Source organism: Planococcus sp. 1R117A, assembly GCF_051417975.1.
Taxonomy (GTDB): Bacteria; Bacillota; Bacilli; order Bacillales_A; family Planococcaceae; genus Planococcus; species Planococcus shenhongbingii.
Window position 1 is genome coordinate 598,361 of sequence record NZ_JBPRLO010000001.1, and the last position, 24,475, is coordinate 622,835.

The window sequence follows — 24,475 nt, forward strand, 5'->3', positions numbered from 1 at the left end:
CGAAGCAGGGTAAACAAAACCAAATGACCTTTTTTAACTGCGCGGCAAAAAACAGTAAGAGGTGAAGTAAAGATGAAGCTGATTTCAATTGTTGTACCAGCTTACAACGAAGAAGCAAATATTTTATCTATGTATGAAAAGTTGGTCCAGGAATTTCACCCGCTTCCATACGAGTATGAAATCATGTTTATCAATGACGGCAGCAGTGACGGCACCCTGCAGGAAATTCTGAAGCTCGCCAAAACCCATGCCGACGTTAAATATATTTCCCTGACCCGGAATTTCGGCAAAGAATCCGCTATCCTGGCAGGACTCCACCGCATCAAAGGAGATGCGGCTATTTTAATGGACAGCGATTTGCAGCATCCTCCTGAATTGATCGGCCAGCTGATTGACGGATTTGAAGAAGGCTTCCATCAAGTGGTGGCTAAACGGTCCCGGACAGGGGATTCAAAGCTGCGAAGCTTTTTATCTTCCTTATATTATAAGTTTGTGAATTCCGTTACGGATGTGGATTTTGTAGATGGTGAAGGTGATTTCAGGTTACTCAGCCGAAAAGCCATCAATTCCATTTTGCTTCTAAGCGAAAGCAACCGCTTTTCAAAAGGCCTGTATTCCTGGATTGGTTTAAGCAAAAAGATTATTAGCTATGAAAACGTTCAGCGTGTTGCCGGAACATCCAAATGGTCTTTCTGGAGTCTCGTCAATTACGGGATTGACGGCATTATTTCTTTTAACTTAAAGCCGCTGCGAGTTTGTTTTTATACGGGGTTTCTCGTCTTGCTTCTCTCACTTATCTACATCGGTGTGACCTTTTATGAAATACTAAAAGAAGGTGTAGGTGCTCCGGGTTATTTCACCACCATCACCGCTATTTTATTTTTAGGAGGAATTCAATTGATCAGCTTGGGAGTCATCGGAGAATACATAGGGCGGATTTATAATGAAACCAAAAGACGTCCTAACTTTTTAATCGATATTAGCAATGCGGATGATTATGATGAGTCTTAACGCATTAAACACAGAGTTTACCCGCTTTATCTTTGTCGGTGTCATTAACACAGCCACTTACTATTCCATTTACCTGGTCTTGCACAATATTTTCTCACTGCCTTATTTGCTTGCCCATATTGTCGGCTTTATCATTTCTTTGAATATCTCGTTTTTCTTGAACTGTTACGTTACGTACAGGACTAAACCAACGCTGAAAAAGTATTTGTATTTCCCTTTGACCCAAGTGGTCAATATGTCTGTTTCCACTGCATTGATTTTTATTTTCGTGGAATATTTGCATTTAAACAGCAATATTGCTCCATTTGCGGCGGTTTTGTTTACCATTCCAATTACCTTTGTTATCTCCAGCAAAATTTTAAAAGGCTCGGTCAGAACGGCTGAAGCTAAAAGACGGTGAATTTATGAGCAGGAAATCCTCTAATATCATATTGTTTCTTTCTTGTTTCATGCTAGCTGCTGCAGCCCATTTGGTTTTTCTCTACCAGTGGACCCGGCAGCATTATATGGTCGGAATCGACGACGGCAGCTCGCAAATGCTGCCGTTTAAACATTTGCTTTATGAACAATACACAAGCGGAGAATTTTTCTATTCGTTCGATTTCGGACTTGGGGCAGGAACATTCAGTGAACTGTCCTATTATTTTTCAACTTCTATTGTGTTTTTAATCAGTGTAGTTATTGTTTTTATTTTAGAATCACTGAATGCCATCCACTCCGCGGATGTGCTGTTTTGGGCAAATGCTGCTGTATTCATCAGTATAATCCGTTTAAGCTTTGTCTTATTCATCACTTCCCACTTGTTTATGTACATGAAGATTTCCCGGCTTTCCGCTTTTCTCGGAGCCAGCATCTATGGGATATCCGGAATGTATTTTCGCCATACCGTTTATTGGGAATTTTTTGCGGATGCTTTTCTTTGGCTGCCGCTCCTGATTTTCGGGATTGAGAAAATCATGCGGGAACAAAAACCCGGCTGGTTTCTTTTTGCAGTATCAATTTCTTTAATCGATAATTTCTACTTTTCCTATATCAATTTTCTTTTAGCAGGAATATACATACTCGTACGTTTAGTTATCCGGTTGTCCCCTCAGGAAACCGGCTGGTTAAAAGCCATTGCCACTTTTTTGATTACTGGAATTATCGGCTTTGGCATTAGTGCTGTGTCATTTGTTCCGGCGGTTTATGCATTTTTAAATAATCATCGCCCTGCTTTTGAACAGGAAATACCTTGGATTGATTTAACCGACAATATCCTTTTTACAAGCCGGTTCATTGTGCTCCCAGCCATTTTTGTGTTATTTCTCTTTTCAGTTTCCCTATACCGCTACAAAGCCTTCCAGCTGTTTGCCGCATTGGGGGTCATCGGGATCATGCTTCACTACAGCCCGGTAGCAGGCAGTATCTTTAACGGCTTTTCAGCTCCCCAGTACCGCTGGGAATACTTCTTGTCACTGGTTGCCGGAGGAGCGGTGGCTGTCGGCATGGATCATCTCCATAAACTGTCGCGCCGCCAATTTGCGGCTGCTGGAGCTTTGACTGCTGCAATTTATTTGATTGCAGCAATGACGGACAAGACTTTCGAATTGAAGTCGCTGTCCGCTCTGTTCACCATCAGCAGTTTGCTGATTACCTGGCTGCTTGTACTGGCTGTTCTGCAGTTTAAGCAGATCCGCTTTAAATTGCTGCTTACCGGATTTTTAATCTTTTCAATTCTTGTTTTTGTTAACTTTTATCAAGTTGAAAAACTCCTTAAAGCTGGCCGGATCGAGCATGTAAATGAAGTATTGCTGACTAGCGCTGGATATAATGACCCTGAAGTCCAGGGTCTTATCGAGGAAATTCATAAACTGGAAGACGGCGTCACTTACCGCATTGACTGGATGGAAGACGTTCGGAATAACACCCCGATTGTACAGGACTTTCGCGGTCTAAGTGCGTATTCCAGCATCTTGAATAAAAATCTGCTGTATTTTTATTTATACGACTTGGAAATCGATATGGGGCGCGAGAGCGTCAGCCGCTACGCGACTCTAGGCAACCGCGCCAATCTCCATGGGTTGCTGCAAGGCAAATACTCGATAAAAGAAAAAGGAGACTCGAACGTTCCGTTCGGTTTTACAGAGATTTTGTCTTCTGAAAACTACATTGTGTATGAAAATCAAAACACTTTGCCTTTCGCACGTGCTGCTTCAACTGTTTACCACGAACAGCAATTGTCCGCTGAGCCCGCCATTGTCAGGGAACATGCTATGCTTACCGGAATCGTACTTGATGGCAGTGAGGCTGCCCATCCCCTTCCTTCTGTTGAAGAACAGACCAGTGCCTTCAAAGTTCAAGAAGCAGATGCTTCCTACGAGGATGGTTTATTGACAGTATACGGAGAAAGCGGCGGCATTGACCTTGTTCGGCAAGATTCATCTTTTACTGAAGGTGATTTATACGTATCGTTCCATTTGGAGCATATTGAACCGGATGAAGGCTTCCCTTTAGCTGTTAATGATTATCAAACTACACGAAAATCAAACTCTTCAATTTATAGAACCTTTGTTGACGATATTACCATACGTATTCCTGCAGAAGACACAGTGAAGATCCGCATGCCAAAAGGAAAATATCATCTTACAGAACTTCAAGTTTTTGAGGAGCCTTATCAAGTTCTCCAAGAACAAAGCGGAGGAAATACCGGATTGAAAAAGCTGAATATCGACGGAAGCCAAGTTCAGTTGGAATATAATAACACAGAAAAAGACGATTATTTGACCGTGAACATCCCATTTGAACGCGGGTGGGAAGCTTCCGTAAATGGCGAAGAAGTGGATGTGCTAAAAGCCAATTATGCTTTTGCTGCTGTTCCACTGGCAGAAGGCAGCAATGAAATCAGGTTTACATACCACCCCCCATTTTTTAAGATTTCTCTGATTGTGAGTGTTTTATCGCTGATTATAGGCATCCTATTTGTTTACCGTAAAAAGCATTAAAGAGGCATTTGGATGGCATCTCCAAAAGACTCCTACAAAAGTTTCCCTTTGTTTGAATTGCGTTTATTTTCAGTCTAAAAAGTGTAATGAGAGAATAACACTAAATTCAGACGGGGAGATGAAAGTGATGAAGCGATGGCCTGTGCTTGTATTGGCAATTTTTTTACTTCTATTACTTGCTGCTTGCGGCAATGCCGAAGATCCACCTACAGAAACCGACGGTGCTACGGAAGTCGAAGATGAAAATGTAAATGAAGGCGGAGAAGATCCGCCAAGTGGTGAAGAAGCGGAAGACAACTCCGATGAAGGCTCAAGCGAAGATCTTATGTTCGTTACTGTGGAAATGATGGACAGCGATGGCAATGCTGCAGGAACTGCAGAATTGAGTACAGAAAGCAGCGGCGTTGGAGTAGCCCTTAACTTGGAAGGACTTGAAACCGGTCCACATTCTGTGGAATTCCGGGATGCCGGCAAATGTGAAGCTCCGGATTTTGAAACTACAGGAGAACCTTTCGGCGGCGATATACCGGATATTGAAGCCGGAGATGACGGTACCGTTGCCGAAGAATTTGTAGTGGAAGGCGTCACGCTGAAAACAGGAGAAGAGAATTCTTTGCTGAAAGAAGGCGGAGCTTCCCTTTTTATCCAAGGAACTGACAATAGTGAGTCGGTGGCGTGCGGCGTTATCACCGCGCAGCAATAACAGCAGCAAAGGCATTGGCCGAAGCCGGTGAAGGCAAGTCGATGCGACAAAGCTAGCACAGTAATGCAGAAGCAAAGGCATTGGCCGAAGCCTGCGAGGCTAAGTCTTTGCGACGAAGCTAGCGCAGCGGCGGTTTTTTCTGCACCGAAGCTAGCGCAGCGATGCAGGTGCAATGCAGGAGCATGGTTTTCAGGAACGAGGAGACTGAAGCCGAGCACACGGAAAGCGAAGTGGCCGGACCGGTTGGGGTCATACCTCCCGATTCATCTATATTAGACTTTGTCTACAGTCTGAAGCGGGCATCTGTCCGCTTTTTTTTATTCATTTTTGGCTTCCACCTTCTCCTTTCCTTTTTCCAAGTTTAGTCACGGCTTTACCGGGAATAAAACCTTTAGACGCTTATTTACAAGGAGGACGATATAATGTCAAATGAAGACAAATTTGAAAAGATTGATGAGCAAGTAGAACCTCAGGAGCAACCGGAACAGCCGGGCCACGAGTCTGAAATGGCTCCTGAACCGATTTATGACGATAAGGACTATAAAGGTTCCGGCAAGCTGGAAGGAAAAGTGGCATTAATTACTGGAGGCGACAGTGGAATAGGACGGGCAGTGGCAGTGGCCTACGCTAAAGAAGGTGCCAATGTCGCAATTGCTTATCTTGATGAACACGAAGACGCCGAGGAAACAATCAAAGCAGTGGAATCCTATGGAGTGAAAGGTTTTAAATCCGCCGTTGATATTAGCGACGTCGAAAATTGCAATCAGTTGATCGTTGATGTAATTTCTGAATTTGGCCAGCTGAACATTCTAGTGAATAATGCCGGAAAGCAATTTCCGCAAAATGATTTCTTGGATATTACTCCCGACCAATTGATGGAGACATTCACAACGAATATTTTTAGCATGTTCTATTTATCTCAAGCAGCTGTCCCTCATATGCAAAAAGGTGATTCCATCATCAATACTTCTTCCGTGACAGCGTATAGAGGTTCTTCATCCCTTATTGATTATTCGTCGACTAAAGGTGCCATTACGTCATTCACCCGTTCGCTTTCACAAAGCTTGATCGAGAAAGGAATCCGGGTCAATTCAGTTGCACCGGGACCGATTTGGACACCGCTGATTCCATCTACCTTTGACGCTGAAAAAGTTGGCAAGCATGGAAGCGATACTCCTATGGAACGACGCGGACAGCCTTCAGAAGTAGCCCCTGCATACGTTTATTTTGCTTCAAAAGATTCTACTTACGTCACAGGACAAGCGATTCATGTCAATGGCGGGGATTTCATTACATCTTAATCTGCAATAAAACCAGAACCGTTTTTCAGGTTCTGGTTTTTTTGATAACTCCAATATTTTCTTCCGCTTTTTGCGGTTTTGCCGTTTGAATTCGGGTATAGGTTAAATATAAATCTATACACAAGGAGGTGGGCAATTATGAAATTTATTGAAGTATTACTCATGAAATTCGCGATGGTATTCGCTGTATTATTTATGATTTTCGGACTTACCTATGGCACAGGAGTTTTTGATATTTTCCTAATTAGCCTTGTTATCACAGCCGTTGGATTTATTGGTGATTTAATCGTCTATCCTCGTACTTCTAACAAAGTCGCGACTGCCGGTGATCTTGTTCTCGACTTTATCCTCATATGGCTATTAGCGGCGCTATGGATCGAGAATCCCGACTTTTCGATTGTAATGGCCTCTATTTACTCTGCCGTGCTTCTAGCAGCCGGAGAATGGTTTTACCACATTTACTTGTCTAAACGCTTATGGGAGCATAAAGAAACATCCCATACACTGAAACAGGAGCCAAATCGTAAATAGTTCCAAAAAAGAAGTGTGGAGGCTCTAGCCTCCGCACTTCTTTTTGCTTTTAAACTTCAGGCACCGGAGGGAAAAAACGCACCTTCTGGTTTCCTCCGTAATGAGCGATAGGACGCTTAAGATGCAGATTATCCGGCAAAAAAATGGCCATTGAGTTTTTATAAATTTCCCCTTTGATGTACTGAAGCTTCCAAGGCGAGTGCTCAATATCCACTCGAATTAAGCGATTTGCCGGTCTTGTCCATAAACAGTAACGTTCCGTCAGCCAATGCTCCAGATAAGTCCGCTGAATGGGACCGGATGTTATTTCATAAGTTAATCTTAATGATTCGGGAAATGAATTTTTATGGGTTCTTCTGCTTGTGAAAGCATATTTCCCGTTTTGCTTGTTCATTTTCATCCGAGCATGGCGGTAAGGCAGAAAACCTCCTGTATTCGCTGTTTTCACGGCTAGCATGCTGTCTGCATCCAATGAAAAAAAGTAAACTCCTGGACGCCCCTTATATTTTACATACGTCCTTACATTCAGCTCCAAGTAAGACCTGACGCCTGGAATAGGCGGAGTAAATCGCAGGCGAGTTCCTTTTGCTTCAAATAAGACGACGCCAATCCAGGCAAAACCGTCATACAAATCAAGTTCCAGGTCAGCAGGAAGGTGTGCTCGCATCCACTCTTCTTTTACCGGCCAGTGTAAAAAAACCACATCATGCCATTCCTGTGTCATTGCCCAAGGCTTTTTTCCCATCACATCACCTCATCCGCAAAAGAAATAAGCCTCTTACTGGAAGAGGCTTATTTTTGTTTTTTATTTTAACTCTTCTTCCGGCAACGTGTTATGCGCTTCCGGTGGAGCTGGTTTTAAGAGCGGTCTTTCACTTAATGGTTCAGGCTTTTGAACTGTAATCGGATGGCCATCCGGAGCCGGCTGGCTTACCCATGGCAATTGTGAAGCGGTGCTGGTTTCGGTATTCGTGTAAAGAATATGTGAGAACTCTGTTGCTTCCCATTCAGGCGGCAGCGTTGCTGGTACAATTGGGCCTTCTTTGGCTTCCATGTCCTTGATGGCAGCAAGCCACTGGTTCTGGTGCATTGTATCTCGCGCTAAAAGGAAAGAGAATAGATCTTTTACGCCGCGGTCATCCGTCATGCTGTACAAACGCGCTACTTGCAGGCGCCCCTGTGATTCAGCATTGACGTTAGCCCGGAAGTCAGCCAATAAGTTTCCGCTTGCTACAATATATCCAGCGTTCCACGGAACTCCATTGCTGTCTTTCGGCGAAGCCCCGAGGCCGTGCACAATCGCATGCTGCGGGTTCATGCCGCCCATGATGGCGCCGACAATCGGATCCGCTGCAGCTTTTTCCTGCTCATAAACCGGAGCGCCTTCAAGCAGACGTGCAACTAAAGTTGCCAATAGCTCGATATGGCCAAGCTCCTGTGTGCCGGTATCCATCAGCAAATCTCTGTATTTCTCGTTTCCTCTTGTGCTCCACCCTTGGAATAAGTATTGCATTGCTACTGTCATTTCACCAAATTGTCCACCGATCAATTCCTGGACTTGCTTGGCGAATACCGGATCCGGAGACTCCGGTTTAGCATGATATTGAAGTTCGCTTCTGTGAAAAAACATAGACATAACCTCCTGGATATTTTTTAGTTTTTACTGGATTTCGTTGAACGGGGATTAATGCGGCCATCGCTGCCCGATTCCTTTTATCCTGGATGACCGCCGTCGTAGTCAGAATCGTTTCCACCGGCATTGAATTTTTTATTGCTTGTTTTCTTGTTCACGGTTTCTTTAGAGGAAGTATTTATTGGTTGTTCTCTATTATTGCCGGAATTTGTTTTGTCAGCTTCAGAACTATATCTGTTCTCTCCCGACTCTCTTCTGTCGTCTTCCATCTTCTTCATTTTCGCTTCGTGTTCTCTTTGTTCCTTATCCATCTTATTTTCCTCCTTTCTGTCAAATGAATGCATATTATCTGAATACCCCTCCATTTTCACTTAAAACCATTTTCTGTATACCCTTAGTTGAATCGTACAAAAGTCTTGTAATTTTATTGCCATAAAAAAACAAGAAGGTAAATTAACAACCTTCTTGTTTGTTATTGAATTAATCCACTTTCAATTCTACCTCGATGTTTCCTTTTGTCGCTTTCGAGTAAGGGCATGCTTCATGAGCTTTCTCTACCAGCTCTCTGGCTTTCTCTTCGTCCACTCCCTTTACTGAAACATTTAGAACAGCGGCAAGTTTAAAGCCGTTATCGGCTTCATCCTTCAGAAAGCTAACGTCCGCTTTAACTGAAGTGCTAGTCAGCTCTGTTTTTTCCTTTTTGGCGATAGCGTTTAACATGCCATCGAAACAAGCGGCGTATCCAGCTGCAAAAAGCTGTTCAGGATTTGTTCCTCCTCCAGGACCTCCCATTTCTTTCGGTGTTTCAAGTTTAATATCGATCATATTATCTTCCGAAACCACTCTTCCTTCTCGTCCTCCGGTAGCTATTGCTGATGTCTTGAATAATTCTCTCATTTTACCATCTCCTTATTTTTAATTTTCAAATAATTAGACGAACAATTCAAACGTACTAGTTTTGCGCCCGCTAGTCAATAGTTTTGGCTGTCTGTGGTCAAGTTAGTCCAAAAGAAGCGTTCTTCCTTCTAAGTTTCAGGTTTATCGGAGAGGGTAAATGAACAAATAGACAATTAGTTACGTTAAGGAGGAAGATCTTATGGCAAAAGTGATGGCAGTTTTATCAAGTGGATATGCAGATGAAGAAAACAATTATGTAACAGGCTGGTGGGCTGAAGAATTATTCGCACCTATTCTTGCCTTACAGGAGGAAGGGCATACAGTAGGCCTTGCTTCGCCTAAAGGCGGCAAACCTGTTGTAGATCCAGTAAGCCTCAGTGAAGATTATGATCCCGAAGGCAAATATAAAAAACTGTACGAATCCGGCATTGCCGATAAAACCACGCCTATTGTAGACGTTAAAGCAAGTGATTATGATGCCATTTTCATCGTCGGCGGACATGGTGCCATGTTTGATTTGGCCCATAATGAAGATTTGCACGCCATCATCAATATTGTTTACGGACTCGGCGGCATTGTAGCAGCGGTCTGCCATGGACCCGCTCCTCTGGTCTACACCAAACTTCCAAATGGGCGCGGCATTCTGGAAGGATTGAATGTCACGGGATATCCGAACAGCATGGAACCGAAAGAAGTCCGCGGCTTGCTTCCATTCAGCCTGGAAGATGAGCTGCGTAAAATTGCTAATTACAAAGCTGAAACCCACGAAAAGGAGTACGTCGTATGGGGAAGTGACCAAATTTTGACCGGCCGGGATCCGCAGTCCTCACCGCAATTTGGCAAGGAATTGGCGAAAAAGCTGACAAGCATTGAGAAAAAAGAGGAAGAGAAGTTTTTTGATTAACCCGATAACTTTAGGGTATGTAAATTGTATAGAGTAAAACGGGGAGGTAATGGCATGAGCGATAAGGAACCGAAAGAAAAAGAATATATGAAAGCCAGTAAGGAAACCTTAAAACATCCACCCGATAAGAAAGAAGGTTTGGAAGAACCGAGAGTCACCGGTTATAAACCCATTCAAATCGGTATCGTTGTCTTCGTTATTATTGTGCTAATTATTATAATCATTGGAATCAGTTCAAATATGTGGGGACTTTTTGGCTGATTGCTTGTAAGCAATCAGTTTTCTATGGTTCAGCTATAAGTAAAAAGAAGCTTTTCGCAGCGCTGCGAAAAGCTTCTTTTTTATAGGCTTTCTGTTAATTCAATCTCAGCTTCCACCAATTCTCCACCACGGTAAACTTTCACTTTCAAGGTTTCACCGATCTTAGTTTCATTATAAAGATGCTGGCGAAGTTCCAATACCGAGTTCACAGGTTCTCCATCCATTTCGATGATTACATCATATGGCTGAATTCCCGCTTTGTCAGCACCCGAATCTGGAGCTACTTCACTTACTACAACGCCTTCTGTTACATTAGCCGGCAAAGACAGTTCAGTGTTCCAGTATTGCTTCGGGATACCTGCTAAATCCATAATGCTGATGCCAATAGATGGACGTTCAACTTCGCCTTCTTTTTCCAGGTCTTCGATGATTGGAACAGCAGTATTGATTGGAATCGCAAGACCGATGCCTTCTACAGCGTCCTGGGCTATTTTCATCGAGTTAATCCCGATTACTTGGCCTTGGCTGTTGATCAGCGCACCACCACTATTCCCCGGGTTGATTGCTGCGTCCGTTTGAAGAACTTCAGCCTGCCAGTCTTCAGTTCCATCCCCATTGATATCAATAGGAACCAAACGTTCAGTTCCGGAAATGACGCCGGTGGTTACCGACCCCGAGAATTGAAGGCCAAGCGGATTACCAATTGCAATGACCGGTTCCCCTGCTTTCAGTACAGAAGAGTCTCCAAATTCAGCAACTGTTGAAATGCTGTCGCCGTCAACTTTCAATACTGCCAGATCCGTCCAGACATCTGTCCCGAGAACTTCTGCGTCCAGTTCAGTTTCATCCGCTAATGTTACTTTCACTTTCTCTGCGCCTTCTACTACATGGTTATTGGTGACAATATACGCAGACCCATTGTCTTTTTTATAAATTACTCCGGACCCTGTGCCTGCTTCTTTTGCTTCTGAATCAGCGGCTGACACGAGTGGATTCTGCTGTGCTGTTTTCATATTGGTTATCCCTACTACCGCTGCTGAAGTGGCTTCTACAATTTCCGTAACATCCGTTGTGACGATATCGGAAACACTTTGCACTCCACTGGCAGTTTCTACGGTTCTCGGCTGAATTTCTGCCGATGCCTCCATATCCGCAAATTCAGGAACTACTACTCCGACCAGCACTGCCCCAGCAATCAATCCCGTAAAACTAGAAGCAAAATAACCTGAACGCTTTTTCTTTGGTTCGCTTGATTTATAATATCCCATAATGTTTTCTCTCCTTAAGTTAATTTACTTTCGATTTCATATGACTCTTTTTTCTCAGTCAGCCAAGAAGCAAATCTGATGTTTAAAGCTTCATTGAATAAAGTTTCTTCGATTTTTTCTTTACTGTTTTCTAAAGTGGCTTTTTGCGCTTCTTTTTTATCCGTTACTTTAATAATATGAAAACCGAATTCCGTTTCTACCGGCTCACTGATTTCATCTGCTTTCATGGCAAAAGCCGCTTTTTCAAATTCAGGTGCCATTTTCCCTGCACCAAACCAGCCAAGTTCACCGCCGTTGTCTGCAGTAGCTGCATCCGTTGAATATTCTTTAGCCAATTCAGCAAAATCTCCGCCATCTGCTAACTTCGACGCAACTTCATCCGCTTTTTCTTTTGTCTCCACTAAGATATGGCTCGCTTCGACTTGAGCAGGCTGAGCCAGACTTTCTTTGTTTTCTTCAAAAAAGGTCTTGATTTGCTCATCTGTTATTTCGATCTCAGGACCGATCAGCTTTTTGATTTTCGTATACATTTCTATTTCCTGTTTTAAATCATCCATTGACAGGCCGCTTGCTTTCAATACGGATGCGAGGGCTTCTTTTCCGCCATAAGCTTCTTCATATACTGCCATCTCTTTAGTAAGATCTTCTTGCGTCACTTCAATTTCCGCTTTTTCAGCTTCTTGTTCAATGATTTCATTTGTAATCATTGAATCGAGCGTTTCAGCCCCTGATGCTTGCACCATTTCTCCATAAAGCGCATCCCGTTCAATTTCTTGCCCGTTTACCGTTGCTACTGCTTCGCTCGGCGCAAAGCTTGCTGCCAAGAACACTGCTGAGGCAATCACTGCTCCGATTGCTATATACACTGCTTTTTTCATCCTCAACCCTCTTCCTTCATCTCGTTAAATTAATCTTAACAAGCAAATATGAATAAACTATGACCAAACTTTTAAGAGATATGTAAAGTTTGGTCAAATAAGAGTAATTAGAAAAAACCTGAAAGCAAAAAAATGCCTTCAGGTCTTTTAATAACTTCACACTATTTCTGGTGCATCTGCAGATTTTGCTTTATGCGGCAAGTGAATGGTAAACTTCGTGCCTTTGCCTTTTTCACTTTCCACCCGGATGTCGCCGTCGTGCAGTGTGACCAACTGTTTCACAATCGATAGCCCAAGGCCAAATTGGCCGCTCCCTCTCGACAAATCCGATTTGTAAAAGCGCCGCCAAATCATATCGATTTCTTCCACATCAATACCAGTACCGCTGTCTTGCACTTCGATGACCATAAATCGCGGTTCATGGAATGCCTTCAATAAAATCCGGCCATTCTCTGTAAACTGGATGCTATTTTTCACGATATTCGTCAGTATCTGAATCAAGCGATCCATATCTCCAAAAATCACTTGGTCAGGCTCTGTTTGCACTTCAATAACATTTCCTTTCTCAGCTGCCTGCATCTGCAATTGTTCCTGGATGATTTCCAAAAGTTCATCTGCTTCAATTTCTTCTTTTGTCAGCGTCACTTGGTTCGAGCGGATCTTTTCGTAATCCAAATTTTCATTAACCAGCCGCATCAGGCGCTTTGTTTCATCACTCACCAATCGGATCCCTTTTTCCCGCTGGTCTTCCTCAATCATATTATTGCGCAGGCCTTCGATCACTCCGGCAATCGTTGTCAATGGCGTGCGCATTTCGTGGGAGACGTCTGCCATGAATTGGCGCCTTCTATTTTCCAGCCGCTCTATTTCTTCATTGGATCGCTGCAGTTTAGTTGCCATTTTATTGAAATCTTTTGCCAAGTCACCAAATTCATCAAAATGAGATTCCGGCAAGTTAACTGCATAATTGCCTTCACTGATCATTGCCACGGCTTTTTGCATGCGCTGAAGCCGGCTAACGTGCAGTTTCGACAGCAATAAGCTCAGCAGCAATGCTACGGCCAGTGCAATCAGTATGGTAGTCAAAAGTGATTTATTGAGTTCTGAAATCATTTCACTTGTCCCACTGATGGGCGAGGCCAAAAGCACGCCTCCGATCAACCGGCCATTTTCTACATAAGGCAATGCCACAAATGTAACGGTATATTCAAAACGCTGGACATCACGGTTGACGACCAAGGTTTCTCCTTGTTCAATGACGCTCCACTCTTCCTGTGTCAGTACGACCGGCGGAAAATTACCGGAAGATGGATAAAGAATCCGGCTTTGTTGGTCAAAGACAATGAAATTGATGTTTCTTGCCTCCAATATCGATACATAGGACTGCAACCCTGAACCTGGCCGCGGACTTTCTAGCACTTCGAGAATTTTTTGCCCATAACTTTCGAGCTCTTCCGCTTTTTCCTCATAAGCAAAATCCTCTACATATTGGACAAACAATAAACTCAAAACCAAAAAAGCGATGAGCAAGATGCTCAAATGGCTGGCAATAAGCTGATAGAAATATTTAATCCGCATGTTCTTCAAATTTATACCCTACTCCCCAAACGGTATGGAACAAAGTGTCACCGCCGGATATTTTCTTGCGGAGCCGCTTGATATGGACATCGACTGTCCGTTCATCCCCGTAAAATTGATAGCCCCATACTTGCTCAAGCAGCTGTTCCCGGCTGAAAACCTGCTTTGGATGCTGCAGGAAAAACACAAGCAAATCGAATTCCTTCGGCGTCAGACTTTGAACCTGTTCTCCGTCTTTCTGTACATCTCTTGTTTCTTTATTGACCAGGAAATGCTTTGTTTGAATTGTATCCGATATCGGCTCCGCTTTTTGGGATCTCCGCATAACCGCTTTGATGCGTGCCATCAAAGTCAGCGGACTGAACGGTTTCGTCACATAATCATCTGCCCCCATTTCAAACCCGATCACCTGATCCGATTCGCTGTCTTTGGCTGTCAGCATGATGATGGGAACAAGATTTCCTTCTTCCCGTATTTTCCGGCAAAGTGCAATGCCGTCCATCCCTGGCAGCATCCAGTCGAGAATCAGCAAATCGTAATTTCCCTGTTGGTATTTCTGATATCCTTCAAGTCCATCTGCTGCAAACTCTCCCGTTATTCCTTCTTTCGAGAAAAATAATTCCAGCATCGAACTTACACTCGGGTTGTCTTCCACTACCAAAATTTTCATATCCAACCTCCGTCTCTTCTTTCTATAAAAGTAAAACACATTTTAATAAGACGCAAGCCATTAGGAAAAGCGCAAGTGCCCATGTAGATTCGACGGGCATAAGACGGACCATCGAAACGGCGTGTTTCTGCCGTGCAGATGGGTTGGCTTATGACCCTAGAATCTGGGCGCTGGAGCTGAACAATATGGAAAAGCGGACGCGTCCGTGCAGCCCCGACAAGCGCTGAATTCAAGAAAAATAAAAGACCGCTCTTTAAAAAGAGCGGTTTCTAACTTGTTGTGAACGTTTTAGTTTTCATCATTTAACCGATATTCCGCCAACCAGCTGCGAAGACATTAGCCGAAGCCTGCGAGGCCAAGTCTTTGCGACGAAGCGCGCAGCGCTGCAGGAGCATAGGTTTTCAGCCGCGGGCGAGCGCCAAGCCGCTTCGTCGCTTACGCTCCTGTTTCTGCATCGCTGCGCTAGCTTCGAAACATGAAAGGGCGTTGCAGGATCTCGGCTGTCTCGCTTTCCCGCAGGCAAGACATTAGCCGACGCCTGCGAGGCTAAGTCTTTGCGACGAGCTTGCGCAGGAGCAGTATGTTTTCTCCGCTGGTTGGCTCCATATCTGGAGAGCAGGAACAAATAGGAGAAGGTTTTCTTGAACCGTCACTCTTTTAGAGAGTCTCTAAAAGTGGTGAAAGCGAGCTGAATGCAGCGGAAGGCGGCGACTTCTGCGGGAATAGGACGAGTCCTGAGACCCCGCAGGGAATGAATGGGGCAAAAGCATTTGCCCCGTTCATTTGCGACGAAGCTAGCGCAGCGATGCAGGAGCACACGGGTTTCGCCAGCGAGCGAGGAGGCTTAGGCCGCACCCCGCGAAAAGCGTCCGCCCTGGAGCGAAATGAACAAGGCTGCTGAGAGTTTCTCGACAGTCTGAAAACCGCTCTCTAAAAAGAGCGGTCTCCATTCATTCACTTCACGCTTTTTTCTCACGCGTCCGGTATTTTTCAAACAATTCGCCGATCATATCGTAATCAATGGCAATATTGTTTTCATAAGCGTACTTCACACCATAGCCAAGCGCCAGCGTCATTGCTGAAGCGACTGTTCCGCCTATGACTGAACCGGCACCCGGGATGAATTTCAAGGCTTGGCGGTAAAGTGTATGGCCGATTGTCTGTGTTGCCGTAATGACAATCATGTCTTTCGCCGCTTTTTTGCTAAGAGGCTTATCATATAACTTCGACAATTTAATGATTAGCCCCACTTGTAAAGAAGTAAGAGGGATCACATCAGACCCTGGAATCGGTGATGCTCCGATTACCCCTGCTGAGACACCGGAACCGATAATCCAGCGGTTGGCGGCAGAAGATTTCTCTTTCATGCTTTTAGCGAAGAGCAGGTCTTTTCCCTTCTTTTCGAGCAAAAAAAGAATTTCCTTCTTCAAGTTTTCAAGGTTTTCACCTGTTTTTGAAGAAATGGCGATGACTTTGTATTTATTTTTTGTATGATCTTTAACGAACTGGACGATCGATGGTATATCTTCAGCAGCATCGATTTTGTTTAACACAATCAGAATATCTTTATTGTGTTTTTCGATTGCTGTAAATTTTTCTTTTTCGCTTTCCGAAAAGACCGTTCCTGCTGCATTCAAGAAAAACAGCACAACATCTGATTTCTGAACAAATTCAAGTGTCTTTTTCGGATTTTCATCGTTCGGGTCGTTGAGGCCAGGCGTATCCATGAATTTGATATTTTCTAGTCCGCGAATATTATAAGGATCCACGCTGATTGTCTCTCCAGGCATCGGGTTTGTGCTGGCGATATTTTCCCCGATGATTTTATTGACTGTCGATGACTTTCCAGCGTTCACTTCCCCAATTAACGAAATGAGCAAGTCCTGTTCGAGCATATCGTTCACTTTTTTCATTTCATTTTCAAACATTGCATCCATCATTTGGCTAACTTCTTGTTCAAACTCTTTTACCATATGGCGTTCCCCCTTTTCGATCTTTACTGACCATTATAATCAATTTCTATGCCGCCGTGTGATATTCAGTCTTGGATATAGGGTTTAAGCAAGCTATCCCCATACTCCAAGATCACTTGCACATCACGGATATGTTTTTTGGTCTCGCTGTTTTTCCCTCGCTTTTCCATCGTTTTCAAATTATAAAGCATGTCCGGCAGTTTCGCTCCCGGCGCTTTATACAGTTGTTCCGATTGGATAAACGATCCGCCTGGCATGTAGTAGCGCATGCCTAACAAATTCTTTTCATACTGGAACAGATTATGGCCCATTAATGGATCTTCGAATTCAATTCCAAGCAGCGCCAGCACAGTCGGCATAATATCCACTTGGCCGCCCAGCCGTTTCATTTCCATTCCTTCAAACAAGCCCCCGCCAGTCATGACAAGCGGAATGGTATACCGTTCTTTCATGGAATACGGATGCCCAAGAAAATCATTCAGCAGCACTTCGTCTTCTAAAGCTAGCGGAGAACCATGGATTCCCGAATGATCTCCGAATATGACAATCAGTGATTCGTCAAATAACCCTTGATCTTTAAGCTCCTGGATAAAGACGCCCACTTGTTCATCGGCATATCGGGCCGCCTGCAGATAATTGCCGACATGCGTGCCTTCATATTCAGCCGGCAACTTTAGAAACTGCATGTCTTCAGGCATCAGGAACGGAGTATGGCTGGTCATCATGACGATGTTGGAGTAAATGCGGTCGTAGGTTTTTAATTGACGCGGAAGTTCGCCAAGGGCAAAATCAAACAGTACTTCATCTGCAGGTCCAAAACCGACTTGGTTGATGTCCGGCATATCTTCAATTGAAAACACTTCATCAAACCCAAGGGCAGGATACAGTACATCCCGGTTCCAGAACTCTATATCATCAGCATGATAAGTAGCTGAACCATAGCCCTTATCTTTAAGTGAATAAGCGAGTGAAGGCACTTTATCGCCGTTCAGCTGATTTACGATTGGCACCATTCCTTCAGTGTATAACCCGGTGTTGGCAATCCATTCGGCGTCAGAAGTTGTGCCGGCGCCAATTTGTTGAAAAACATTGGAGAAATAAGCGCTTTCATCCAACAAAGCGTTGATGTTCGGAGTGATCTCCTGCCCATCCAATGATTTCCCGACCACAAAATTTTGCATTGATTCAACTTGCACGACAAATAAATGGCGGCCTTCTGCTAACCCGAAATTTTCATGGCTATGAACGGGGATGAATTCATTCCCTTTTAATTCTTCCAGTTTTTTGGGGGACAGTTCTATTGAAGAGGCATGAGCTTTCTCAGTTGTCTGCTGATACATTTGAACAAGCTGAGATTGTGCATACCCATTTTCTTTTGCAAAATATGAAATGTCTATAATTGGCTGTTTGATTGCATAGGCGGTTGTAATGGCGCTGATAACTAAAAATCCGATGACAGCGTATTTGAGCGCATTCGTCCGTGGCAGCCTACGCCATCTGCGTCCTATAATAGCCAACAGGATCAGGTCTGAGAAAAATAAAAAATCCAGGGGATTGATCAATAGCAGAATCGTTGTTCCCACCGTACTTGACTGCGTTGCCTGCTGCAAATCATAATAAGAGGGGATGGTTGTATAATAGCGGCTGTATAATGTCACCGCAAAGAAAATGCCGGAGACAAGAAAACTGTAGATCCAAACGGTAAGCCATCTATGCTTTTTAAAAATCAAAAGTCCTATCGCCAAAAGGAGTGCCCATACCGGAAACTCGACAAAAGCAATATGCCCGATGGACTTCGTGTCAAAGATTAGCATTCGAAACGCACTTACTTTGATGAACAGGAAGAGAAAGAGCAATAGATAGGGAACTGCCTTTGCTGTGTTCATGAGTTTCACCTCCCTTTAGTTGGCAATTGAACCAGTTAAGTATGTCATGATTTTACGGAACGTGAAATAAAAGCCGGACTAAGAATCCGGCCACCTTTTATAAATTTATTATAACTGCATTGAATCAGAATCTAAAACAAAGTCCTTTAGCAACAGGCTATTATTTTACTCCCATACTCTCATCACTTGATGGGTTCTCTCTTCAATTTCCAATTTGTAAACATCTGGATTCGAAAGCTTCACCCACTCCTCGTATCCATAGGATTCGTCGATTCGTTTTAATATCAGCCCCATCAAATTGCCATGCGTTACTAGGACAGTGCCGTCAGAAGCGTCTCTCAGTACTTCCATGCCTCTCTCAGTCGCTTCGAGGCCGGATTCTCCTCCTGAAAACTTCAAATCCAAATCACGGGAAGACTCCCTTAACCGCTCCATCCAATCAGGCATTTCTCCAGAACTTAATACACGTTCAGCCAGGCGGTCATCAATTTCAAGACGAATGCCAAGCTTTTCCGCTGTTGGATCAATGGATTGAATAGCCCGTGTGTACGGGCTGGATATAATACGATTGATTTCCTGGCTTTCAAAAAAACGTGCGAGTTCTTGTGCCTGGACATTACCTTCCGGAGTCAATTCAGCACTCGGATCCTGGCCGTCTGCTTTACAATGCCGAACTAAAAAAATCACTTTTTTCATATACTCCTCCTAATTCCCTTTTGCGGCGCCTTCTTTAGATTCATTATAAGTCTTTATGAAAAATCCGTCTGTTTTAGACCATTCAGCATACAAGATTTCTTCAATGTCTTCAAATCCTTCCTTTTCCAGCTCCGAATAAAGCCATTCCTTCGATTTTCCGACATACTTTAAAATCCCTTCATTGATCTCGCCTTCGTCAATGAACAAGAAGGTCAAGGAATCATCTTTCGGTTTAATCCCGAGCATTTCAGGAGTGACGTTGTCCTTTTCGGTATATTTGCGCAAACTGACGGTACCGCCTGGCTCCAAATACAGATCGCGCACTTCCCGCAGCGAAAATACCCCATGTTCACGAAGCATGGTTCTGAGCTGCTCCATTTCCAAATGGTTTTTATTCAATTCATCTACCATAAACTCCCCGTCTTGAATCAGAATGGATGCATCTCCTTTAAGCAATACCCGCACTCTATCATATTTTTTCGAAAGTTTTTCAATGCCAAACAGCATAAGTCCCCAGACAGCTGCTGCAAACCATACATGCAGCCCTGAAACTTTATCATCGTAAATACTTTCTTCTAAAATTCCGCCCAAAACAATAGAGTAGATAAAATCAAAAGGAGTAAGCTGGGACATCTCTTTTTTCCCGAGCAGCCGTGTCACCACCAGCAATGCCACAAGCCCGAAAATCAATTTCATCCCAATATCAAAATAAGTCAATACCCTTCTCCTCCAGTCAATTCTCTATGTTCTTCTACATTATCCCCATTCCCCTTTCTATAGCGTTTAAGCTAAATAAAAAAACCCAGGACCTAAAGTCCCGGGTTGTGCTTTACAGTTTTTTCATCAAGTTTGCCATTTCAATTGCGCCTGCTGCCGATTCCCAGCCTTTGTTGCCGGCTTTTGTTCCTGCACGTTCAATTGCCTGTTCAATTGAATCTGTAGTCAAAACGCCGAAAATAACGGGGATATTCGCTTGGTCGCTTGCTCTTGAAACGCCTTTCGCCACTTCGCTGCAGACAAAATCGAAATGCGGCGTAGCGCCTCTGATGACCGTGCCCAGTGTAATGACCGCATCGTAATTGCCGCTTGTCGCCATCTTCTTAGCAACCAGTGGAATTTCAAATGCTCCCGGCACCCAGGCAACCGAAACGTCCGAGTCAATTACGCCATGGCGTTTTAATGCATCTTGTGCTCCGCTTAGTAATTTGCTGGTGATAAATTCATTGAAACGCCCGACCACAATGCCGATGCGTAACCCTTCACCGTTTAAATATCCTTCAAAATGTACCGTCATGTCCAGTTCTCCTTTAGAAATTCAGCAAATGGCCGAGTTTCGATTTTTTGGTTTTCATATAAGCTTCATTATCTTTATTGGTCGGCATTTCGATTGGCAGCCGTTCGACGACTTCCAATCCATATCCGCCAATGCCGGCAATCTTTCTTGGGTTATTCGTTAAAAGCTTCATTTTTACAATTCCCAAATCCCGCAATATTTGCGCCCCGATTCCATAATCACGCAAATCATCTGCAAATCCTAGTTTTTGGTTGGCTTCTACCGTGTCATACCCTTGGGACTGGAGCTCATAGGCTTTCAATTTATTGATCAAGCCAATGCCGCGACCTTCTTGGCGCATATACAATAAAACGCCGGATCCTGCTGCATTAATTTGTTCCAATGCTAAGTGCAGCTGTGGGCCGCAGTCGCATTTATGGGATCCGAAGACGTCTCCGGTCAAGCACTCGGAATGGACGCGGACCAGTACCGGGTGTTCCGGATCAATGTCTCCTTTTACAAAGGCTACGTGGTCCTGCCCAGTCAGCAGTTCCGTATAGCCTACTGCCCGGAATTCCCCGTATTCAGTCGGAAGGGTCACTTCCACTTCCCGTTTGATCAATTTTTCATTCTTGCGTTTATAAGCGATCAAATCCTGGATGGTCAATATTCCCAAGCCTAGGCGTTCTGCCACTTTCTGCAGATCGTCAACGCGGGCCATAGTGCCGTCCGGATTCATAATTTCACAGATCACGCCTGCCGGAGCAGAGCCAGCCAGTTTCGCTAAATCCACTGCTGCTTCTGTATGGCCTGCACGGCGCAATACACCGCCTTTTTTGGCAATCAACGGAAAGATGTGGCCGGGACGCTTAAAGTCCGCCGCTTTGGCATCTGGATCCAGCATACTTAGTATCGTATGCGACCGTTCAAAAGCACTGATTCCTGTAGTTGTATCTCTGTGATCGACACTTATGGTGAAAGCTGTTCCATATTCATCCGTGTTGTTATCAGTCATTAAACCGATTTTCAGCCTTTTCGCGATTGCTTCTTCAACCGGCACACAAATCAATCCGCGTCCTTCGGTTGCCATCAAGTTAATGATTTCCGGTGTTGCATGCTCTGCCAATGCGACAAAGTCACCTTCATTTTCGCGGTTCTCATCATCAATAACAATAACGGCTTTGCCATTCTTCAAATCGCGCACAGCTTCTTCTACAGTATAGAACATCTCTTTCGCCTCCATCAAAATCCGTTTTCAGCCAGCCAGCTGCGAGTCATTGCTGGCTTCGCTGTTTGAATCCGTTCTGTGTATTTCGCAAGCAAATCACATTCGATATTGACGCGTGCGCCAATGCCTTTTTCCCCTAAAAGAGAATCTTCCTGTGTAGTCGGAATCAAGGAAATGGTTATCGTGTTCTTGCCAAGTTCAAATATGGTGAGCGAAGTACCGTCTACTGCAACCGATCCTTTGTGCATCATATATTTCATCAGTTCCGGCTCCACTTCAATTACTTTCGTTAAAGCATTCGATTCTGTTTTTACAGAACGGATGACCCCAACGCCATCAATGTGGCCACTGACAAAATGGCCGCCAAAACGGCCATTAGCCGGCATAGCTCGTTCCAAATTCACACGGGAACCGCTTCTCAGTTCCGACATCGTAGAAGATTTGACCGTTTCAGGAATAACATCGACCGTAAACGTATCGTGCGTAAAAGTTGAAACGGTCAGACAGACTCCGTTTATCGAAATGCTGTCTCCTCGTTTTACATCTTCTAAAATAAGCGAACAGGCGATTGTCAGTTCCATTGCCTGCGGCTTCGCACGGAGTGAGGCAACTTTCCCCACTTCCTCCACTATTCCAGTAAACACTTGTAATCACGCTCCTTTGAAAAAGCCAAAAGCTTTTGTCTGGTCATGAGACCTTATTAAATTGTATGTAACAATTTCTTCGACAGACTACAGCCAAGCAGCTGAACGCGTTATTCGGCATGTAAGCCGTCAAAAAGTAAAACAAAATGGGTTCTTTCCACCAAGGGGCAGACGGGTGGTTAGGAAAGGGTAATAAAGAGGATGTAATTAAATTATTGAGAATGCACTTTAGTTCTGGGTTCACTATTATAATGTGCTTTAAAAAGCCGGATCTTTTTACAGCAATAATAAATTTTCACCAATCAGAAAAAAATGCATAACGAAAACGTTTCAACTTCTTCTCCCATCCAGACTTTAACTGTCGGTGCCGGAATTACACCAGCTCCACCGTCTATGAAAAATGAAAAGCGCAGGCGCATATCAAGCCCCGACAAGCGCTGAAGGGCTTGAAGGACACGACGGTTTTTGCCGTGACCATCAAGACCAAAGCGACCTTGAGGGGCTATGCGCCGGAGCTGGACATTGAAAAGCGCGGGCGCATGTTTACTCTGCTGCTCATTTTCATAGATCGGGTCACGGACTTACAGTTTCCTGCTCACCGCCGGTAAGGAATTTCACCTTGCCCCGAAGAATTGATTCGATTATTCGTTCAATTAATAGTAGCATAAATAGAAGAATAGTCAGTAAATATTTGCTTTATTCACAATGGAGGTTGAAAAAATGGCACATTCTTTAGCAGTAAAAGGAATCGGTGTTGACGATGAAACACGCTGCGCGCATTATCATTCAGAAAACGATCGCATTGCCATCAAGTTTTTCTGCTGTGGCATCTATTATCCTTGCTTTGAATGCCATCAAACCGTGGGTTGTGGAAATCCCCAAGTCTGGCCAAAAGATCGTTTCGATGAAAAAGCCGTTTTATGCGGTGCATGCGGTCATGAAATGACTGTTCAGGAGTATTTGGACTGTTCGTCATCGTGTCCAGTGTGCAGTGTAGGTTTCAATCCGGGCTGCAGCTTGCATAAGCATTTGTATTTCGGGTAATTATTAAGTACCGCAGCAATACCCGTGAAATCAGTTTTTTTATATTGACCCACATAAAAAACAAGAGAGCATCAGCTGTCCCCTTGTTTCGTATCCACTCTTAAGCACATAACAATCTGCTCGCCTTTAGATCGCATCAGCCGCCTGCCGGTATCTTCAAATCCTGCTTTCTGGTAGACCCGCTGAGCTGCCGGATTACTCGCGTTCACACCAAGCACAACTTCATTGAATTCCGGAAATTCTTTTCGGATAAAGTCAGGCAAAGCGTAAATCGAGCCAGTAGCAATCCCGCGGCCCTGGTATTTCGGGTTAACCGAATATCCGCGGAGCAGCAGCGCTTTTGGATTATTCGAATACAATTTCCGGTCATCTGATTCATCCAGTTCAAAAAAACCGGCCACTTCATCGCGCGCTCTTATGACGATCAAGTGCTTATCCGGATTTTTGGCATCCCGTTCGATTATGTCCTGCGGCAAACCTGTAAATTTTAATTGGTCTGACGGCAAGCTATATTCGACAGTCACTTTCGATGAATAAGGATGAAGAGTGACTTCCTTCTTTTTAATCACTTTAAGCGCCTCCTAACAAAATTGCTGATATTTATCCCCTACTAGTTATAGAACTTCTCTGTACATTTTCCAAAGTTTTTAATCTGCTAAGATTAAATGTTCCGTTACTTGCGGCATTTTTTGCAACGCCTCTCTCAGAAAATGAGGATAAAGATTTACAGTGCAAACCTCTTCAAGCGGAATCCATTGGTATGTCAGATGATCGCCTTCCGGTCCAAAAAACGGTTCAGGACGATAAAATTTTTCTCCTGTTTTACTATGTACCAGGTAGTAAAAACCTAACTCATGGTATTGTTTTTGATCGTATGTAAAAAAGTTTTCTGTTACCCATAACATACGCTCCACCTCTACTTCTGCATCCAGTTCTTCTCTCAGTTCCCGCTGCACACAGGCTTTAGAATTTTCCAGCATCTGCGCGCGCCCTCCTGGAAGCGCCCAGTGGGATTCTTTTGTCTGCTTATGCAGCAATACGTGACCATTTTCTATCCAAACCGCCGCTACCCGGTAATTAAATACCTGATGATCAAGTTTAAACGTTGTGTCCAT

The 24,475-nt window shown here is 44.0% G+C and carries 26 protein-coding genes; 9 read left to right on the top strand and 17 right to left on the bottom strand.

Features of this window, described 5'->3' with window-relative positions; genetic code table 11:
* Positions 1–72 precede the first annotated feature (72 nt).
* From ACSFXN_RS02710 to ACSFXN_RS02735, 6 genes are all read left to right on the top strand, one after another.
* Positions 73–1,011 carry a glycosyltransferase family 2 protein gene (locus ACSFXN_RS02710; protein ID WP_300990337.1) on the top strand — a complete coding sequence of 313 codons (939 nt, stop codon included), beginning with the start codon at positions 73–75 and terminating at the stop codon, positions 1,009–1,011.
* Positions 1,001–1,411: a GtrA family protein gene (locus ACSFXN_RS02715; RefSeq protein WP_300993492.1), complete on the top strand. Its 411-nt coding sequence runs from the start codon at positions 1,001–1,003 to the stop codon at positions 1,409–1,411. The genes ACSFXN_RS02710 and ACSFXN_RS02715 overlap by 11 nt, the downstream gene beginning before the upstream one ends.
* Positions 1,412–1,415: 4 nt before the next feature.
* Complete coding sequence (locus ACSFXN_RS02720; RefSeq protein WP_437148661.1) at positions 1,416–3,992, top strand: YfhO family protein; 2,577 nt, start codon at positions 1,416–1,418, stop codon at positions 3,990–3,992.
* A 127-nt stretch (positions 3,993–4,119) separates the two neighbouring features.
* Complete coding sequence (locus tag ACSFXN_RS02725; protein ID WP_437148662.1) at positions 4,120–4,695, top strand: superoxide dismutase family protein; 576 nt, start codon at positions 4,120–4,122, stop codon at positions 4,693–4,695.
* Between the two features lie 422 nt (positions 4,696–5,117).
* A complete protein-coding gene (locus ACSFXN_RS02730) occupies positions 5,118–5,996 on the top strand; it encodes an SDR family oxidoreductase (RefSeq protein WP_437148663.1) in 879 nt (292 codons plus the stop codon).
* Positions 5,997–6,134: 138 nt separating this feature from the next.
* Positions 6,135–6,527 carry a DUF2512 family protein gene (locus ACSFXN_RS02735; RefSeq protein WP_437148664.1) on the top strand — a complete coding sequence of 131 codons (393 nt, stop codon included), beginning with the start codon at positions 6,135–6,137 and terminating at the stop codon, positions 6,525–6,527.
* A 49-nt stretch (positions 6,528–6,576) separates the two neighbouring features.
* On the opposite strand, the gene ACSFXN_RS02740 is transcribed toward ACSFXN_RS02735, so the two are convergent.
* The 4 genes from ACSFXN_RS02740 to ACSFXN_RS02755 all read right to left on the bottom strand — a co-directional run bounded on the left by ACSFXN_RS02740 (position 6,577) and on the right by ACSFXN_RS02755 (position 9,057).
* Positions 6,577–7,272: a YqjF family protein gene (locus tag ACSFXN_RS02740; protein ID WP_437148665.1), complete on the bottom strand. Its 696-nt coding sequence runs from the start codon at positions 7,270–7,272 to the stop codon at positions 6,577–6,579.
* A 60-nt stretch (positions 7,273–7,332) separates the two neighbouring features.
* The gene (locus ACSFXN_RS02745; RefSeq protein ID WP_437148666.1) at positions 7,333–8,157 is read right to left on the bottom strand and encodes a manganese catalase family protein; all 825 of its coding nucleotides are present in this window, start codon (positions 8,155–8,157) and stop codon (positions 7,333–7,335) included.
* An 83-nt stretch (positions 8,158–8,240) separates the two neighbouring features.
* Positions 8,241–8,471: a hypothetical protein gene (locus ACSFXN_RS02750; protein ID WP_437148667.1), complete on the bottom strand. Its 231-nt coding sequence runs from the start codon at positions 8,469–8,471 to the stop codon at positions 8,241–8,243.
* Positions 8,472–8,640: 169 nt separating this feature from the next.
* Entirely contained in the window at positions 8,641–9,057 is a 417-nt protein-coding gene (locus tag ACSFXN_RS02755; RefSeq protein WP_437148668.1) for an organic hydroperoxide resistance protein, read from the bottom strand.
* Between the two features lie 199 nt (positions 9,058–9,256).
* Here ACSFXN_RS02755 and ACSFXN_RS02760 point away from each other — a divergent pair, with 199 nt between their 5' ends.
* Together ACSFXN_RS02760 and ACSFXN_RS02765 are read left to right on the top strand one after the other, a co-directional pair.
* Complete coding sequence (locus tag ACSFXN_RS02760) at positions 9,257–9,961, top strand: type 1 glutamine amidotransferase domain-containing protein (protein ID WP_437148669.1); 705 nt, start codon at positions 9,257–9,259, stop codon at positions 9,959–9,961.
* Between the two features lie 54 nt (positions 9,962–10,015).
* A complete protein-coding gene (locus ACSFXN_RS02765) occupies positions 10,016–10,222 on the top strand; it encodes a hypothetical protein (RefSeq protein WP_437148670.1) in 207 nt (68 codons plus the stop codon).
* Between the two features lie 80 nt (positions 10,223–10,302).
* On the opposite strand, the gene ACSFXN_RS02770 is transcribed toward ACSFXN_RS02765, so the two are convergent.
* The 11 genes from ACSFXN_RS02770 to ribE all read right to left on the bottom strand — a co-directional run bounded on the left by ACSFXN_RS02770 (position 10,303) and on the right by ribE (position 22,316).
* Positions 10,303–11,490 (bottom strand): S1C family serine protease, encoded by a 1,188-nt coding sequence (locus ACSFXN_RS02770; RefSeq protein WP_437148671.1) that lies wholly within the window; start codon positions 11,488–11,490, stop codon positions 10,303–10,305.
* A 14-nt stretch (positions 11,491–11,504) separates the two neighbouring features.
* Entirely contained in the window at positions 11,505–12,368 is an 864-nt protein-coding gene (locus tag ACSFXN_RS02775; protein WP_437148672.1) for a foldase protein PrsA, read from the bottom strand.
* Between the two features lie 156 nt (positions 12,369–12,524).
* Positions 12,525–13,946, bottom strand: a complete 1,422-nt coding sequence (locus ACSFXN_RS02780) for an ATP-binding protein (RefSeq protein WP_437149150.1) — start codon at positions 13,944–13,946, stop codon at positions 12,525–12,527.
* Positions 13,936–14,616 carry a response regulator transcription factor gene (locus ACSFXN_RS02785; protein ID WP_437148673.1) on the bottom strand — a complete coding sequence of 227 codons (681 nt, stop codon included), beginning with the start codon at positions 14,614–14,616 and terminating at the stop codon, positions 13,936–13,938. Before ACSFXN_RS02785 ends, ACSFXN_RS02780 begins: the two co-directional genes overlap by 11 nt.
* Before the next feature lie 959 nt (positions 14,617–15,575).
* Complete coding sequence (locus ACSFXN_RS02790) at positions 15,576–16,589, bottom strand: GTPase (RefSeq protein WP_437148674.1); 1,014 nt, start codon at positions 16,587–16,589, stop codon at positions 15,576–15,578.
* A 65-nt stretch (positions 16,590–16,654) separates the two neighbouring features.
* Entirely contained in the window at positions 16,655–18,475 is a 1,821-nt protein-coding gene (locus ACSFXN_RS02795; protein ID WP_437148675.1) for an LTA synthase family protein, read from the bottom strand.
* Between the two features lie 165 nt (positions 18,476–18,640).
* On the bottom strand, positions 18,641–19,171 hold the full coding sequence (locus ACSFXN_RS02800; protein WP_437148676.1) for a histidine phosphatase family protein: 531 nt from the start codon (positions 19,169–19,171) through the stop codon (positions 18,641–18,643).
* Between the two features lie 9 nt (positions 19,172–19,180).
* Positions 19,181–19,888 carry a DUF421 domain-containing protein gene (locus ACSFXN_RS02805; protein ID WP_437148677.1) on the bottom strand — a complete coding sequence of 236 codons (708 nt, stop codon included), beginning with the start codon at positions 19,886–19,888 and terminating at the stop codon, positions 19,181–19,183.
* Between the two features lie 112 nt (positions 19,889–20,000).
* On the bottom strand, positions 20,001–20,465 hold the full coding sequence (gene ribH, locus ACSFXN_RS02810; protein ID WP_437148678.1) for a 6,7-dimethyl-8-ribityllumazine synthase: 465 nt from the start codon (positions 20,463–20,465) through the stop codon (positions 20,001–20,003).
* A gap of 13 nt (positions 20,466–20,478) precedes the next feature.
* The gene (locus tag ACSFXN_RS02815) at positions 20,479–21,672 is read right to left on the bottom strand and encodes a bifunctional 3,4-dihydroxy-2-butanone-4-phosphate synthase/GTP cyclohydrolase II (protein WP_437148679.1); all 1,194 of its coding nucleotides are present in this window, start codon (positions 21,670–21,672) and stop codon (positions 20,479–20,481) included.
* A gap of 14 nt (positions 21,673–21,686) precedes the next feature.
* Complete coding sequence (gene ribE / locus ACSFXN_RS02820) at positions 21,687–22,316, bottom strand: riboflavin synthase (protein WP_300990357.1); 630 nt, start codon at positions 22,314–22,316, stop codon at positions 21,687–21,689.
* Between the two features lie 720 nt (positions 22,317–23,036).
* Between ribE and ACSFXN_RS02825 the strand changes: the two genes are divergently transcribed.
* Positions 23,037–23,360: a CHY zinc finger protein gene (locus ACSFXN_RS02825; protein WP_437148680.1), complete on the top strand. Its 324-nt coding sequence runs from the start codon at positions 23,037–23,039 to the stop codon at positions 23,358–23,360.
* Between the two features lie 71 nt (positions 23,361–23,431).
* On the opposite strand, the gene ACSFXN_RS02830 is transcribed toward ACSFXN_RS02825, so the two are convergent.
* On the bottom strand, positions 23,432–23,929 hold the full coding sequence (locus ACSFXN_RS02830; RefSeq protein WP_437148681.1) for a GNAT family N-acetyltransferase: 498 nt from the start codon (positions 23,927–23,929) through the stop codon (positions 23,432–23,434).
* A gap of 78 nt (positions 23,930–24,007) precedes the next feature.
* Entirely contained in the window at positions 24,008–24,475 is a 468-nt protein-coding gene (locus ACSFXN_RS02835) for an NUDIX hydrolase (RefSeq protein WP_437148682.1), read from the bottom strand.

Excerpts from the sequence above, each read along its gene's own strand:
- ACSFXN_RS02710 (WP_300990337.1), top strand. The coding sequence starts at position 73 with ATGAAGCTGATTTCAATTGTTGTACCAGCTTACAACGAAGAAGCAAAT.
- ACSFXN_RS02715 (WP_300993492.1), top strand. The coding sequence starts at position 1,001 with ATGAGTCTTAACGCATTAAACACAGAGTTTACCCGCTTTATCTTTGTC.
- ACSFXN_RS02720 (WP_437148661.1), top strand. The coding sequence starts at position 1,416 with ATGAGCAGGAAATCCTCTAATATCATATTGTTTCTTTCTTGTTTCATG.
- ACSFXN_RS02725 (WP_437148662.1), top strand. The coding sequence starts at position 4,120 with ATGAAGCGATGGCCTGTGCTTGTATTGGCAATTTTTTTACTTCTATTA.
- ACSFXN_RS02730 (WP_437148663.1), top strand. The coding sequence starts at position 5,118 with ATGTCAAATGAAGACAAATTTGAAAAGATTGATGAGCAAGTAGAACCT.
- ACSFXN_RS02735 (WP_437148664.1), top strand. The coding sequence starts at position 6,135 with ATGAAATTTATTGAAGTATTACTCATGAAATTCGCGATGGTATTCGCT.
- ACSFXN_RS02740 (WP_437148665.1), bottom strand. The coding sequence starts at position 7,272 with ATGGGAAAAAAGCCTTGGGCAATGACACAGGAATGGCATGATGTGGTT.
- ACSFXN_RS02745 (WP_437148666.1), bottom strand. The coding sequence starts at position 8,157 with ATGTTTTTTCACAGAAGCGAACTTCAATATCATGCTAAACCGGAGTCT.
- ACSFXN_RS02750 (WP_437148667.1), bottom strand. The coding sequence starts at position 8,471 with ATGGATAAGGAACAAAGAGAACACGAAGCGAAAATGAAGAAGATGGAA.
- ACSFXN_RS02755 (WP_437148668.1), bottom strand. The coding sequence starts at position 9,057 with ATGAGAGAATTATTCAAGACATCAGCAATAGCTACCGGAGGACGAGAA.
- ACSFXN_RS02760 (WP_437148669.1), top strand. The coding sequence starts at position 9,257 with ATGGCAAAAGTGATGGCAGTTTTATCAAGTGGATATGCAGATGAAGAA.
- ACSFXN_RS02765 (WP_437148670.1), top strand. The coding sequence starts at position 10,016 with ATGAGCGATAAGGAACCGAAAGAAAAAGAATATATGAAAGCCAGTAAG.
- ACSFXN_RS02770 (WP_437148671.1), bottom strand. The coding sequence starts at position 11,490 with ATGGGATATTATAAATCAAGCGAACCAAAGAAAAAGCGTTCAGGTTAT.
- ACSFXN_RS02775 (WP_437148672.1), bottom strand. The coding sequence starts at position 12,368 with ATGAAAAAAGCAGTGTATATAGCAATCGGAGCAGTGATTGCCTCAGCA.
- ACSFXN_RS02780 (WP_437149150.1), bottom strand. The coding sequence starts at position 13,946 with ATGCGGATTAAATATTTCTATCAGCTTATTGCCAGCCATTTGAGCATC.
- ACSFXN_RS02785 (WP_437148673.1), bottom strand. The coding sequence starts at position 14,616 with ATGAAAATTTTGGTAGTGGAAGACAACCCGAGTGTAAGTTCGATGCTG.
- ACSFXN_RS02790 (WP_437148674.1), bottom strand. The coding sequence starts at position 16,589 with ATGGTAAAAGAGTTTGAACAAGAAGTTAGCCAAATGATGGATGCAATG.
- ACSFXN_RS02795 (WP_437148675.1), bottom strand. The coding sequence starts at position 18,475 with ATGAACACAGCAAAGGCAGTTCCCTATCTATTGCTCTTTCTCTTCCTG.
- ACSFXN_RS02800 (WP_437148676.1), bottom strand. The coding sequence starts at position 19,171 with ATGAAAAAAGTGATTTTTTTAGTTCGGCATTGTAAAGCAGACGGCCAG.
- ribH (WP_437148678.1), bottom strand. The coding sequence starts at position 20,465 with ATGACGGTACATTTTGAAGGATATTTAAACGGTGAAGGGTTACGCATC.
- ACSFXN_RS02815 (WP_437148679.1), bottom strand. The coding sequence starts at position 21,672 with ATGTTCTATACTGTAGAAGAAGCTGTGCGCGATTTGAAGAATGGCAAA.
- ACSFXN_RS02825 (WP_437148680.1), top strand. The coding sequence starts at position 23,037 with ATGGCACATTCTTTAGCAGTAAAAGGAATCGGTGTTGACGATGAAACA.
- ACSFXN_RS02835 (WP_437148682.1), bottom strand. The coding sequence starts at position 24,475 with ATGGACACAACGTTTAAACTTGATCATCAGGTATTTAATTACCGGGTA.